Origin of the sequence: Caloramator sp. E03, from assembly GCF_006016075.1 — a bacterium.
Taxonomy (GTDB): domain Bacteria; phylum Bacillota; class Clostridia; order Clostridiales; family Caloramatoraceae; genus Caloramator_B.
Genome location: NZ_CP040093.1, coordinates 336,924 through 350,821, shown reverse-complemented (window position 1 = coordinate 350,821; position 13,898 = coordinate 336,924). Strand labels below are relative to the sequence as shown.

The 13,898-nt window shown below is 32.0% G+C and carries 11 protein-coding genes and 2 other annotated features (1 of these 13 only partly in view); of the genes, 8 read left to right on the top strand and 3 right to left on the bottom strand.

Annotation, left to right across the window (positions count from 1 at the left end):
- Nucleotides 1-45: 45 nt before the first annotated feature.
- Nucleotides 46-861 (bottom strand): GTP pyrophosphokinase, encoded by an 816-nt coding sequence (locus tag FDN13_RS01895; protein ID WP_138978625.1) that lies wholly within the window; start codon nucleotides 859-861, stop codon nucleotides 46-48.
- 451 nt (nucleotides 862-1,312) lie between these two features.
- On the opposite strand from FDN13_RS01895, the gene FDN13_RS01890 reads away from it, so the two are divergent.
- The 5 genes from FDN13_RS01890 (at nucleotide 1,313) to FDN13_RS01870 (ending at nucleotide 6,005) form a co-directional block, all read left to right on the top strand.
- Nucleotides 1,313-2,494: an ABC transporter substrate-binding protein gene (locus tag FDN13_RS01890; RefSeq protein ID WP_243120246.1), complete on the top strand. Its 1,182-nt coding sequence runs from the start codon at nucleotides 1,313-1,315 to the stop codon at nucleotides 2,492-2,494.
- Between the two features lie 71 nt (nucleotides 2,495-2,565).
- Nucleotides 2,566-3,459 carry a branched-chain amino acid ABC transporter permease gene (locus FDN13_RS01885; RefSeq protein ID WP_138978623.1) on the top strand — a complete coding sequence of 298 codons (894 nt, stop codon included), beginning with the start codon at nucleotides 2,566-2,568 and terminating at the stop codon, nucleotides 3,457-3,459.
- A 2-nt stretch (nucleotides 3,460-3,461) separates the two neighbouring features.
- On the top strand, nucleotides 3,462-4,532 hold the full coding sequence (locus FDN13_RS01880) for a branched-chain amino acid ABC transporter permease (protein ID WP_138978622.1): 1,071 nt from the start codon (nucleotides 3,462-3,464) through the stop codon (nucleotides 4,530-4,532).
- The gene (locus FDN13_RS01875; protein ID WP_138978621.1) at nucleotides 4,529-5,299 is read left to right on the top strand and encodes an ABC transporter ATP-binding protein; all 771 of its coding nucleotides are present in this window, start codon (nucleotides 4,529-4,531) and stop codon (nucleotides 5,297-5,299) included. The genes FDN13_RS01880 and FDN13_RS01875 overlap by 4 nt, the downstream gene beginning before the upstream one ends.
- A complete protein-coding gene (locus tag FDN13_RS01870; protein WP_138978620.1) occupies nucleotides 5,292-6,005 on the top strand; it encodes an ABC transporter ATP-binding protein in 714 nt (237 codons plus the stop codon). The genes FDN13_RS01875 and FDN13_RS01870 overlap by 8 nt, the downstream gene beginning before the upstream one ends.
- Nucleotides 6,006-6,025: 20 nt before the next feature.
- On the opposite strand, the gene argS is transcribed toward FDN13_RS01870, so the two are convergent.
- Nucleotides 6,026-7,717 (bottom strand): arginine--tRNA ligase, encoded by a 1,692-nt coding sequence (gene argS, locus FDN13_RS01865; protein ID WP_138978619.1) that lies wholly within the window; start codon nucleotides 7,715-7,717, stop codon nucleotides 6,026-6,028.
- Nucleotides 7,718-7,783: 66 nt separating this feature from the next.
- Nucleotides 7,784-7,992 (bottom strand) — a binding site (T-box leader).
- A gap of 297 nt (nucleotides 7,993-8,289) precedes the next feature.
- Between argS and FDN13_RS01860 the strand changes: the two genes are divergently transcribed.
- A complete protein-coding gene (locus FDN13_RS01860) occupies nucleotides 8,290-10,002 on the top strand; it encodes an IS1634 family transposase (protein ID WP_138978594.1) in 1,713 nt (570 codons plus the stop codon).
- 351 nt (nucleotides 10,003-10,353) lie between these two features.
- Nucleotides 10,354-11,532, top strand: coding sequence for a beta-aspartyl-peptidase (iadA, locus tag FDN13_RS01855; protein WP_138978618.1), 1,179 nt, complete (start codon nucleotides 10,354-10,356; stop codon nucleotides 11,530-11,532).
- A 26-nt stretch (nucleotides 11,533-11,558) separates the two neighbouring features.
- On the opposite strand, the gene FDN13_RS01850 is transcribed toward iadA, so the two are convergent.
- Entirely contained in the window at nucleotides 11,559-12,713 is a 1,155-nt protein-coding gene (locus FDN13_RS01850) for an aminotransferase class V-fold PLP-dependent enzyme (protein WP_138978617.1), read from the bottom strand.
- Between the two features lie 156 nt (nucleotides 12,714-12,869).
- Here FDN13_RS01850 and FDN13_RS01845 point away from each other — a divergent pair, with 156 nt between their 5' ends.
- A complete protein-coding gene (locus FDN13_RS01845) occupies nucleotides 12,870-13,592 on the top strand; it encodes a gamma-glutamyl-gamma-aminobutyrate hydrolase family protein (protein ID WP_138978616.1) in 723 nt (240 codons plus the stop codon).
- 206 nt (nucleotides 13,593-13,798) lie between these two features.
- Nucleotides 13,799-13,898: a binding site (T-box leader), on the top strand; it runs 157 nt beyond the window's last position.

The window sequence follows — 13,898 nt, the reverse complement described above, 5'->3', positions numbered from 1 at the left end:
TAGTTTATGATAGTAAAACCTATTTGTCAAAGGTTTATTTAAAATCTATTCAAGCTGAAATAAGTTGATTCTACAAAACTGTACTTTATCGTTAGATTCATCTAAAAGAGCTTTGAGCTCAGCCATATCACCATATTCTAAAAGTTTATTAAATTTATCCTGAAGATCTTTTGATTCTGAAACTTTACCAAGTGAGTATAGAGTTATTATATTATCAAGTATATCTGATATTATGCTTGATTTTGTTTCAAACATTTTCTGGGCTTCTATAATTTCTTCTTTTATTGAAGACATTTCCTGATCTAATAAAAAGGCAAGCTCTGCAGACTTTTTAAGCCTTTCTTTAATTTCATCTGGAATGCTCTGCTTATACTTATAGTTTAAAGAATGCTCTGCTGTTGCCCAAAAATTCATAGCAAGGGTACGTATTTGTATTTCTGCAAGAATTTCCAATTCTCCCTCTGTTGTCTGAATGGGATATTTTATTATTATATGATAGCTTCTGTAACCACTTTCTTTTTTATTTTTAACATAGTCTTTTTCATAGACTATTTTAAGGTCTCTTCCATCTCTTTGGTGTATTATTTGTACTACCTTATAAATGTCTTCAACAAATTGGCACATAATTCTTATGCCAGCTATATCTTCCATTTCATCAGATATTTTGTTCAAGGGTATATCCAGTTTCTTAGCCTTTTCAAGTATACTCGATATCTCCTTTACTCTTCCTGTAACGAATTCTATTGGAGAATATTCGTTTTTACTTCTGTACTGCTTTCTGATACTTTTAAATTTAACCTTAAGTTCCTCAACTGCCTGTTCGTAAGGGATTAAAAATTCCTTCCAATCTTTAACTAGCATTTCCCCCACGCTCCTTTCCAAGTTTAATTTTATCAAATAAAATATTGTTTTTAAATACCAAATGGTTGTTATACATTTTTATAAAATATTATGTACGCAAATCACACACAAAGATATAAATTGAATGAAAAAATATAAAAAGTTAATGCATAAATTATAGATATAAATTAATGTATTAAGTTTTTAATATGTTTGCAACGCATGAAATATTATAGCAAAAAATAATTCAATATAATAGCATAATGATATAAAAACATAAAATAAATAAAAAATATAGACGTTCAAAATGCAAAATATAGAAAATTACAAAAATTTTTTATATAAAAATAGGTATTGATAATAGTTTTAATGCATAGTATAATTTTTAAAAATACATACGTGGATTATAAGTACGGAGTACATTTTTGAATATATGTCCGTACTAGAAAAACAATTTAAGGGGGAATGCAATTTGAAGAAAAAACTTTCTATCGTCTTGATTACTATTTTAACTTTTACTCTACTTTTTGCAGGGTGTGGTAAAAAGGAGCAGCAAAATTCTTCAAACAATACAGGAGGTACTAATTCAGATGTTATTAAAATAGGTGTATTTGAACCAATGACAGGTGCTAATGCTGCTGGCGGTGCTCTTGAAATTGAAGGAATAAAACTTGCTAATGAGCTATATCCAGAAGTTCTTGGGAAAAAAGTAGAGCTTGTACTTGTTGATAATAAATCGGACAAGGTTGAAGCTGCAAATGCAGCAGCAAGATTAACCCAGCAGGAAAAAGTTACAGTAATACTTGGAAGCTGGGGAAGCTCTCTTTCAATGGCAGCTGGTGATACAGTTAGAAAAGCACAGATTCCTGCTATAGGTACATCATGTACAAATCCTCTTGTAACTAAGGGTAATGATTATTATTTTAGAGTATGTTTTATAGATCCTTTCCAAGGCACAGTTATGGCTAATTATGCATATTCAAAACTTGGTGCTAAGAAGGCTGCTATAATTCAGGAAGTTTCAAATGATTATGCTATTGGACTTGCAAAATATTTTACTGATGCTTTTAAAGAATTAACTGGAGATCCAAACTGTATAGTAGCGGTTTCAAATTATAATACAGGAGATCAGGATTTTTCAGCCCAGCTTACAAATATTAAAGCTGCAAATCCAGATGTTATTTTTGCACCAGGCAACTTTACTGAATCTGCTTTAATAATTAAACAGGCAAGACAGCTTGGAATAAAAACTCCTTTTATAGGAGGAGATACTTGGGAAACACCAGAGTTTGTAACAATAGGAAAGGAAGCTGTAGAGGGAGCAACTTTTTCAACATTCTTTACTTCTGAAAAGCCAATAACTAAAGAATCAGAGAAGTTCCTTGAAGCTTTTAGAAAGAAATATAATCATGAACCAGCAGCAGTTGCTGCTCTTGGATATGATGCTTATATTCTCGCTCTTGATGCAATTAAAAGAGCAGGTACTACTGATCCAGTAAAGGTTAGGGATGAAATTGCAAAGACAAAGGATTTTGAAGGCGCAGCAGGAAAGATTACTCTTGATGAAAACGGAGATGCAGTAAAGAATGCAGTTATTAAAACTGTAAAAGATGGTAAGTTCACATATCTTGATACTATAGAACCAAATAAATGATTATTCAAATACGCTTCCTCTTAAGGGAGGGAGCGTATTTTTAAATAATAATAACATTGGGTGGTGAGTATATGACCTTTGAAATGTTTTTACAGCATCTTGCAAATGGAATATCCCTTGGAAGTTTATATGCACTCATAGCGATAGGTTATACTATGGTTTATGGAATTTTAAGGTTAATAAACTTTGCCCATGGGGATATATTTATGATGGCAACTTATTTTGCATTTTTTGGGATTATGACTTTTGAAATGCCATGGTATATTTCCTTTATTATTGCAATTATCTTAACTGGTATTCTTGGAATTGGAGTTGAAAGGATAGCCTATAAACCATTAAGAACATCTCCTAAGATTTCAATATTAATTTCTGCAATAGGTGTTTCTTATTTGCTTGAAAATCTCTGTATAGTTTTATTTAATGGAAAGCCAAAACCTTTTCCTACTCCTAATGTGTTTGCGGATATGGTTAGAATTGGAAATATATCAATTCAAAGGCTTACCTTTATAATACCGGTTGTAACTATAATACTTTTGGTTTTGCTTTCTTATCTTGTCAACAACACAAAGAGTGGTATGGCAATGAGAGCTGTATCAAAGGATCAGGAGACGGCGCAGCTTATGGGAGTTGATGTTAACAATACTATATCCTTTACCTTTGGTATAGGTTCTATGCTTGCTGCTATTGGAGGTCTTATGTGGTCTTTGAAATTCCCGCAGATTCAGCCTCTAATGGGAGTAATGCCTGGGCTTAAATGCTTTATAGCAGCTGTAATTGGTGGAATTGGAAACATAAAAGGAGCTGTTATAGGTGGTTTTTTACTTGGAATTGGTGAAATACTTCTTGTTGCTTTTTTACAAAGCCTAACAGGGTACAGAGATGCCTTTGCTTTTATTCTTTTGATATTAATTCTTCTTTTTAAGCCAACTGGTATTATGGGAGAAAAAATAGCGGAGAAGGTGTAACTATGAATAAGAAATTTAAATTGTCTAATAACATGAAATTAAATATTCTATTGCTTTTGATTTTAACTGTAATTATTATAATTGCACAAGAAAACCTTGATGAATATAAGTTAAGAATACTAAATCTCTGTGCTATATATACAATTTTAGGACTTAGCTTAAACCTTATAAATGGATTTACAGGGCTTTTTTCATTAGGACATGCTGGATTTATGGCAATTGGTGCATATACTACGGCTCTTTTAACTATGCCAATTGCTGTAAAAGAAAAGAACTTTTTCATGGTTCCCTTAATATCTCCACTTGATAAAATAGTTTGGCCTTTCTTACCATCACTACTTTTGGGAGGGGCTTTGGCAGCAATAGTTGCTTTTTTAATAGGAGCACCGGTTTTGAGGCTTAAAGGGGACTATCTTGCAATTGCAACCCTTGGCTTTTCAGAAATTATAAGGGTTATATTTACAAATACCCAAAGGCTTACAAATGGAGCATTAGGATTAAAGGATATTCCAAATAAAACTAATCTCTACTGGAGTTTTGGTATTGCAATTTTAACCCTAATAATAATTGTCTCCCTTATAAATAGTAGTTATGGAAGAGCGTTAAAAGCAATAAGGGAAGATGAAATAGCTGCTGAAAATATGGGAATTAATCTTTTTAAGCACAAAATACTTGCCTTTACAATGGGAGCTTTTTTTGCAGGGATTGGAGGAGGACTTTTAGGAAATTTAATTGGAACAATAGATCCTCTAATGTTTAGGTTCTTTTTGACCTATAATATACTACTTATAATAGTCCTTGGAGGTATGGGAAGTATAACAGGTACAATTGTATCTTCTTTCATAATAACAATATCAATGGAAGTCTTAAGATTTCTTGATGAGAGAATCAATTTAGGTTTTGTAACAATAAAAGGTATACCTGGACTTAGAATGGTTATATTTTCACTGCTTTTAATGGTGGTTATATTGTTCTTTAGGAATGGTCTTATGGGTGCTAAAGAATTAACATGGGAGGTTGTATTAAAGAGATTTTCAAAGAAACCTCTTTCAAAAGGAGGTATACAGCAATGAATATGCTTAAAACAAATAATATAACTATGAAATTTGGAGGAGTTACTGCAGTAAAGGATTTTAATTTGGAGCTTAATAATGGAGAAATCGTTGCGCTAATTGGGCCTAATGGAGCAGGAAAAACTACTGTATTCAATATGATTACAGGAGTTTATAAGCCAACAGAAGGAAAGATTTTTTTAAAGGATAAGGATATAACAGGACTTAAGCCTGATAGGATAACCTCATTTGGTATTGCAAGAACTTTTCAAAATATAAGGCTTTTTAAGGATTTAAGTGTTCTTGACAATGTTCTTATAGCAAATCACCTTAGGATTAAATCTAATTTTATAGAAGCAATAGTAAAATTGTCAAAATATAAAAATGAAGAAAGAGAAATGATTGAATACTCTTTAATGCTTCTTGAAAGAGTAGGACTTGCTGATTTAAAGGATGAAAAGGCATCTTCTCTTCCTTATGGTAAACAGAGAAGGCTTGAAATTGCAAGAGCACTTGCAACTAAGCCCAAAATACTTCTTCTTGATGAACCTGCAGCTGGTATGAACCCTAAAGAAACTGAAGATTTAACTGAATTTATAAAGGATATCAGAAATGAATTTGATTTAACAATATTTATGATTGAACACCACATGCAGGTTGTTATGGGAATTTCAAATAGGGTTTATGTGCTTGATTATGGCTTAACTATTGCAGAAGGAAGCCCTAATGAGATACAGAATAATCCTAAAGTTATTGAGGCTTACTTGGGGGTGAGTGAAGATGCTTAGTGTTGAAAACCTTGTTGTATGCTATGGAGGAATTGAAGCTTTAAAAGGAATTAGCTTTAATGTAGATCAGGGTAAAATAGTTACTTTAATAGGAGCCAATGGAGCAGGTAAAAGTACTACTTTAAGATCTATAGTGGGACTTGTAAAAGCCAAATCTGGGAAGGTAAATTATTTAGGAAAGGATTTGTTAACTCTCCAAACTAAGGATATGGTCAAGGAAGGAATAGTGCTTGTACCTGAGGGAAGGAGAGTATTTCCAGATTTAACTGTATTGGAAAACCTAAAGATAGGAGCTTTTACGAGGAAAGACCAGAATAAGATAAAAGAGGATATGGAGTGGGTATTCAGCTTGTTTCCAAGGTTAAAGGAGAGAACCTGGCAGCTTGCAGGAACACTATCTGGAGGAGAACAGCAGATGCTTGCTGTAGGAAGGGCCTTAATGTCAAGACCTAAACTTATGATGATGGATGAACCATCCCTTGGACTTGCACCTTTAATAGTAAAAGAAATATTTGAAATAATAAAGGAAATAAATAAACAAGGTGTTACTATACTTTTAATTGAGCAAAATGCAAATGCAGCCCTTCATATTGCAGATTATGCTTATGTACTTGAAACAGGAAGAATAACTATGGAGGGAAAAGGAAGAGAACTTTTAGAAAATGAAGATGTAAAAAAAGCATATCTTGGACAGAGTACGAAATAAAAAGAGCCCTAAGGCTCTTTTTACATCTTTTCTACTACATCGATTCCAAGAAGAGAAAGACCATTTTTAATTACAATTGTTGTAGCTTCAACAAGCTTTAATCTTGCAGCTTTTAAAGACTCGTCTTCACAGGATAGTATTGGATAGAGGTTATATATTTTATTGAAGGTTTTAGCTATATCGATTATATGTCTTGTAAGTATTGAAGGCTCATATTTGCTTATAGCAGATAATATTGCTTCATTAAATCCTGAAAGAAGTTTAATAAGCTCAAATTCATCAGTTGAATTAAGTTTGCTATAGTCTGGAACAGCTTCAAAGCCTTCTGCCTTTCTTAATATGCTTTTACCACGGGCGTAAGTGTACTGAACATAAGGCCCTGTTTCTCCATCAAAGTTTAGCATATCATCAAAGCTGAACATTATATCCCTTTCACGATTATTCTTTAAATAAGCAAACACAACAGCACCTATACCTACCTTTTTAGCAATCTCTTCTTTGTTTTCAAGGTTTGCATTTTTTTGAGTAATAAGCTCTAATGTACGGGATACGGCTTCATTTAATAAATCCTCAAGGAATATTACATCTCCTTTTCTTGTTGATAGTTTTTTATCTGCAAATTTAACAAGACCAAAGCCAACATGAACACAGTCATTAGCCCACTCATGTCCCATAAGCTTTAATGTTGTAAATATCTGTTTAAAGTGAAGAGCTTGAGGAGAACCAACGACATATATATTTTTATAAAAGTCGTAGGTTTTCTTTCTATAGATTGCTGCAGCTAAATCTCTTGTTGCATATATAGTTGCACCATCGGATTTTTTTATTATACAAGGAGGGATATTATATTCATCAAGATTTACAACAAGAGCACCATTACTTTCAGTAAGAAGTCCTTTACTTTGAATTTCATCAACAACAGCATCCATCTTATCACTATAAAAACTTTCACCTGCAAGGGAATCAAATTTTATATTCAACATATCGTATATTTTGTTAAACTCTTTAAGGCTTAGATCCTTCATCCTTTCCCATAGCTCAGTTTCTTCTTTACAGCCATCTTCGAGGTTTTTAAAATGCATCCTTGCAAGATCTTCAAGGGATGGATCCTTTTCAGCCTCATCATGAAATTTAACGTAAATTCTAAGAAGCTCTTTTATAGGTTCCTTTTCAAGGGCTTCTTCATCAACCCACCTTTTATAAGCAACTATTAATTTACCAAATTGTGTTCCCCAATCTCCAAGGTGATTTACTCCTATAGTATTATATCCTTCAAATTTCATCATTTTATAAAGTGCATTTCCAATTGCTGTTGAATATAGATGTCCTACATGGAACGGCTTTGCAATGTTAGGGGAAGAGTACTCAACAACAACGTTTTTACCCTTTCCAATATCAGAAGATCCGTATTTATCTCTTTCGGATAAAATTAAATCAAATACATGCTTTGTATATGCACTTTTGTCAATAAAAAAGTTTAAGTATCCTCCTACACTTTCAATCTTTTCAAGATAGTCATTGTTTATGCTCACTTTTAATTCTTGAGCAATAATATTTGGAGCTTTTTTCATTGTTTTTGCAAGCTGAAAACAGGGAAAAGCATAATCACCCATTTCGGGCTTTGGAGGGATTTCAATAAGTCTTTCTATAGTTTCAATTCCAATGTTAGTTTTTTCGTTTATTTTTTCTGCAATTATTCTTTTATAGTTCATGGTATACCTCCTTATATTTTAGGTGTTTAAATATTCAAAAGAATAATAAATAAAAAACCGTCTCTAAAAAGAGACGGTTTAACCGCGGTACCACTCTAATTGGCATTTGCCCACTTGATATTATAACCCTTTTAAGGGGCTTACCATACTGATGCAGTGCACTTTCCGGCAGCGTCTTAAGGGCTCTTTTCCCAAGGCTAAGGCTACAGAGCTTACACCCTCCTCTGCTCGCTTAAAGCCGTCACAATGGTACTCCTCCCCATCATCGACTTTAGTATAATTTTGCTAAATATTATACATTAAATATAAAAATAAATCAATAATGTTTGAACTATTACTTAAAGAAAAGTAAAAATAAAATACTAAAGATATAATTATAAAGAAGAAATATTAATCAAGCTGTTGCAAAGTCCTAAAACAAAAAGGCGGGTCTTTGACAGTTGCAAGACAAAAAAAGTGCCTTAAAGCCTTGATATAGGCTTATTTTTTTGTCAAATTTTAAATTTTTATAGTGCACAATGTGTAACAATGTGTTATAATATAGATATAAATATATGAAGAGATGTGAAAAAATGAGATTACAAATTGTTAAATCAAAAAATGCAGCATCCTTATACGTAGTTAAATCTGTTTATGAAAAAGGCAATCGTACTTCAAAAGTAGTTGAGAAGCTTGGCACTTATGATGAACTTTTAAAAAAACTAAACGGACAAGACCCTATAGAATGGGGGAAGAGGTACGTTGAAGAGTTAAATAGAAAAGAAAAAGAAGAGAAAAGAGAAATATTAGTAAAATACTCGCCTGTTAAACAAATTAACAAAGACGAACAGCATACTTTTAATGGTAGTTACTTGTTTTTACAAAAAATATATAACGAGCTTGGGCTGCAAAATATCTGTAAAAATATTTCGGATAAACATAAATTTAATTTTAATCTAAATTCAATACTATCAAGATTAATTTATGCAAGAATTATTTATCCATCATCTAAGCTTGCTACATACGAACTATCAAAAAAATTTATTGAGCAGCCTGATTTTGAGCTTCAGCATATTTATAGAGCTTTAGAAGTAATTTCAGAAGAAACAGATTTTATTCAGTCAGAATTATATAAGAACAGTCTTAAAGTTTGCAATCGTAATAAAGGAGTTCTCTATTATGACTGCACCAACTATTTCTTTGAAATTGAACAGGAAGAAGGATTAAAACAGTATGGAGTATCGAAGGAACATAGACCCAATCCAATTGTTCAAATGGGACTTTTCATGGATGGAGACGGCATCCCCCTTGCATTTTGTATAAACAAAGGTAATACTAATGAACAAGTAACTTTAAAACCTTTAGAGCAAAAAATTATATCCGAATTTGGGCTTTCAAAATTTATCATTTGTACAGATGCAGGGCTTGCATCTACAGCTAATAGAAAATTTAATAATATACAAAATCGAGCTTTTATTACTACACAATCTATTAAAAAATTAAAATCACATTTAAAAGAATGGGCGTTAGACCCCAAAGGATGGCATCTTAGCGATTCAGACAAAGTATATAATTTAAACGAAATTAACGAAGAAGCAGATATTAATAAAATTTTTTATAAGGAACGCTGGATAAAAGAAGACGGGCTTGAACAAAAACTTATTGTAACATTTTCCTTGAAATATAGAAACTATCAAAGAACTATAAGAGGTAACCAAATAGAGAGAGCTCAAGAGGTTATTGATACCAATCCTACAAAATTGAAGAAATGTAATGCTAATGATTACAAACGCTTTATTTCAAAGACTCACTACACACCTGACGGTGAAGTAGCTGAAAAAGAATTATACAGCATTAATGCTGATTTAATAGCACAAGAGGCAATGTATGATGGTTTTTACGCAGTATGTACAAATATAAGTGATGATGCTGCCGCAATTATAAAAATTAATAGAAGGCGTTGGGAAATAGAAGAGTCCTTCCGTATTATGAAATCAGAGTTTAAGGCAAGACCAGTATATTTAAGAAGAGATGATAGAATAAAAGCGCATTTTACAACTTGTTTCATTTCCCTGATGATATATAGGCTATTAGAAAAAAAGCTTTCAGAAAAATATACGTGTAGCGATATTATATCAGGACTTAGAGAAATGAATTTTTATGAGATTAAGAATGAGGGCTATATTCCAATATATACAAGGACTGATTTTACAGATGATTTACATGACAAATTTGGCTTTAGAACGGATTATCAAATAATTAATATGAAACAAATGAAGAAAATTTTTAAAGACACGAAAAAATAAAAAACATTGTTCACTTTTTTGAAAAGTATAAAAGCCTGAGAGCCCTTGATATTCAATGGTTCTACAGGCTTTTTGCTTCTCGCAACTGTCAAAGATGAGATTATACATTAAATATAAAAATAAATCAATAATGTTTGAACTATTACTTAAAGAAAAGTAAAAATAAAATACTAAAGATATAATTATAAAGAAGAAATATTAATCAAGCTGTTGCAAAGTCCTAAAACAAAAAGGCTTTGTTGACAATTTGAAAATATTAATATAGCTGCTGTTAATGGCTTTGAAAATATGGAATAATAAAATATATGAAAAATATTATTGAATTATAAGATATACAAGGAAGGGATATTGATGATAAAGCTTATAAAAGGAGTAAAAATTTTTTCTCCAGATTATTTAGGAGAGGGAGATATACTTATAATCTGTGATAAGATAGGTGCAGTATCAAAATTTATTGATATAGATAAAATTGCTGAGGTTGAATTAGAAATAATAGACGGGACAAATAAAATAGCAGTCCCAGGTTTTATAGATTCTCATGTCCACATATCAGGAGGAGGAGGGGAGGGAGGATATAAAACAAGAACACCAGAGATTATGCTTTCAGATTTAATAATCGGAGGCATAACAACAGTAGTAGGATGCCTTGGAACCGATGGGATAACAAGGAGTATGGAGGGGCTTTTGGCAAAGGCAAGGGGGCTTGAAGAGGAAGGCATAACTGCTTATATCTATACAGGTTCTTATAGGGTTCCTATAACTACTATAACAGGAAGTGTTATGAAGGATATAATGCTAATTGATAAGGTTATAGGAGCAGGTGAGATTGCTATTTCAGATCACAGATCATCACAGCCAACCATCGATATGATAATGCAACTTGTTGCAGATGCAAGAGTTGCAGGTATACTATCTGGGAAGGCTGGGATTGTAAATTTTCATCTCGGTGAAGGAGGAAGGATGCTTAATTATTTACATGAGATTGTTATAAAAACTGAAATACCATACACTCAATTTTTGCCTACCCATATAAATAGAAATGAACAGCTACTTAATGAAGGAATAAAATTTGCAAAAGCAGGGGGATTTATAGATTTTACAACCAGTTCAGACTCAGTTTTTTGGGAAAAAGGAGAAGTTAAAGCAAGTAAGGCTTTAAAATTGTGTATTGAAGAAGGAGTAGATATTAATCATATAACCTTTACCTCTGATGGGCAAGGAAGTTTGCCTATGTTTAATGATAAGAAAGAGTTTATAGGACTTGGAATAGGAAAAGTTACATCTCTTTATTATGAAGTTAGGGATGCAATAATTGAAGATAATGTTCCATTTGAAAAGGCAATAAGGGTTATAACATCTAATCCAGCATTTTTATTAAAATTAAAAAATAAAGGAAGAATTGAAAAGGGATTTGATGCAGATATAGTACTTGTTGATAAGGAAACTTTAGATATAGATACAGTAATTGCAAAAGGTCAAGTGATGATGCAGAATAAAGAATTAAAGATAAGGGGAACCTTTGAAAATTAATGTTATAAGGCAGGTATTAGCCTGCCTTATAACATCTTTATTACTTTATATATGGAATCTATTGTATAGTTTATATCTTCCATGGAAGTAAAATACCCTGGAGAGAATCTGACTGTTCCCTTAGGGAAGGTTTTTAATGTTTTATGGGCTGATGGTGCACAATGAAGACCAACCCTTGTCATAATACCAAATTCCTTATCTAACATAAATGCTACTTCGGAATTGTCATGATTAGTAAAGTCCAGGGAGATGGCTGCTGTTCTTCCTTCAATACTGTCAAGACCACAAAGTCTTATGCCATCAATATTTTTTATACCCTCAATAAAGTGCTTTGTAAGTTCCATTTCTTTTTCGTGTATTGCGTCAATCCCTATTGATTTTATAAATTTTAATGAAGCATTAAGTCCAAATATGTTAGGTATATTTAAAGTTCCAGATTCAAATTTATCAGGCATGTAATCAGGCTGAACTTCTGATTCAGATAAACTCCCAGTTCCACCTTCAATTAATGGGGTAACTTTATTAACAAAATCATCTTTTATTATAAAGCCTCCTACACCTTGAGGTCCTAAAAGTCCTTTATGGCCTGTAAATGCTAATGCACTAAGATTTAATTTATTAAAGTCTATTGGGAGTACTCCTGCACTTTGAGCAGAATCAAGTATAAAATGTATTCCATGCCTTTTGCATATTTTACCTACCTCTTCAATTGGCAATATTGTACCACATACGTTTGAAGCGTGGGTCATAACAATAAGTTTTGTATTAGGTTTAATGTATTTTTCAATATCAAAAGGGTTTAATCTTCCATGAACATCACACTGAACTTTATCAAAGGTTATTCCTTCTTTTAATAGGGAGGTTAATGGTCTCATTATTGCGTTATGTTCCATAGAAGAAACAATAACATGGTCATTTTGTTTTAAAAACCCTTTTAAAAGGATATTGAGGCTTACTGTTATATTCATTGTAAATACAACGTTTAAAGGTTTATTAAAATTGAATAGCTGACATAAAAGTTCTCTTGTTTCGTAAACAACATGTCCTGCGGTATAGGAGGATTGGTATGTACCTCTTCCAACGTTTCCACCTATACTTTCTATATAATTGCAAATGCTTTTGGAAACATTAGGTGCTTTGGGAAAGGATGTAGCAGAATTATCAAGATATACTTTTTTCAAAATACCAACTCCCTAAAATTTTTTGCTTTAAAAGCCAAATTATTGTATGTTAAAATTAAAAACATTATAATTAATTTTAAGAGAATACGGAAATATACTTAATAAAATTATTTTATCATTTTTAATTATAAATTAGAAGTAAATCGAGGTGATTTTATGGGTAAGCCTTTTATAGGAATAACAGGGGATTATATGATTTCTGAAAAAGGAATGTCATTAGGGCAGGAGAGATATTTTATATCTAAGGAATTTGTAGATGCTGTTCTTGAAGCAGGTGGAGTACCTGTTATTATTCCAATTATTAATAAAGAAGAGGACATTTTAAAGATTATGGATTCACTCGATGGGATAGTGTTGTCGGGAGGGTTTGATGTAAATCCTATTTATTATGGAGAGGAACCTAGTAAGTATGTAGGGTTTACATACACTCCAAGAGATCTATGTGAGCTTTTCATTGTTAAAGCTGCAATTGAAAAGGATATGCCAATCCTTGGTATAAGCAGGGGTCAACAGGTTATTACAGTTGCCTTTGGAGGAAAACTATATCAGGATTTAAGTGATAACAATACATTTTATATAAATCACATGCAAAGAGCAAGTATAAATGATATAGGACATTATGTGGATATAGTTCCAGGGACACGATTATTTAAAATATTTGAAAAGGATAGGCTTCTTGTTAACAGCTTTCATCATCAAGCTGCTAAAGTAGTACCAGATAATTTTATTGTATCTGCGACTTCATCTGATGGTGTTGTTGAAGCTATTGAGCACAAAACAAAGCCTATTATGGCTGTTCAGTGGCATCCGGAAATAATGATAAAAAAACATCCGGTTATGTTAAGGATATTTGAGGAATTTATCAATTGGTGCAGGTAATATAAGGAATGGTTTATTTGAGAAAAAAGAAAGTATTTGTAATAGGAGTAGTGTAAAAGGAAACAATAGATTATTCTTATTAATATATTGTTGCGATATTATATGGTAGGAACATCATATAAATCTTGTTTAAATTTTTTTACTATTTTTTTAGAATTTTGCTTGACAAGGAATAGTAGGCTATGTATAATTATTAATAAATAAAGGCAAATACAGTGAAGGGAAGAGTAAGTACAGAGATAGTTATAGCGAGTTGATGATGGTGGAAGATCAACACAAAGGCTGTACTGAAGAACATCCCGGAGT

Bases quoted from the DNA above. Each gene is read 5' to 3' on its own strand.
- FDN13_RS01895 (WP_138978625.1), bottom strand. From the start codon at position 861: ATGCTAGTTAAAGATTGGAAGGAATTTTTAATCCCTTACGAACAGGCA.
- argS (WP_138978619.1), bottom strand. From the start codon at position 7,717: ATGAACTATAAAAGAATAATTGCAGAAAAAATAAACGAAAAAACTAAC.
- FDN13_RS01875 (WP_138978621.1), top strand. From the start codon at position 4,529: ATGAATATGCTTAAAACAAATAATATAACTATGAAATTTGGAGGAGTT.
- FDN13_RS01885 (WP_138978623.1), top strand. From the start codon at position 2,566: ATGACCTTTGAAATGTTTTTACAGCATCTTGCAAATGGAATATCCCTT.
- FDN13_RS01880 (WP_138978622.1), top strand. From the start codon at position 3,462: ATGAATAAGAAATTTAAATTGTCTAATAACATGAAATTAAATATTCTA.
- FDN13_RS01870 (WP_138978620.1), top strand. From the start codon at position 5,292: ATGCTTAGTGTTGAAAACCTTGTTGTATGCTATGGAGGAATTGAAGCT.
- FDN13_RS01860 (WP_138978594.1), top strand. From the start codon at position 8,290: ATGAGATTACAAATTGTTAAATCAAAAAATGCAGCATCCTTATACGTA.
- iadA (WP_138978618.1), top strand. From the start codon at position 10,354: ATGATAAAGCTTATAAAAGGAGTAAAAATTTTTTCTCCAGATTATTTA.
- FDN13_RS01845 (WP_138978616.1), top strand. From the start codon at position 12,870: ATGGGTAAGCCTTTTATAGGAATAACAGGGGATTATATGATTTCTGAA.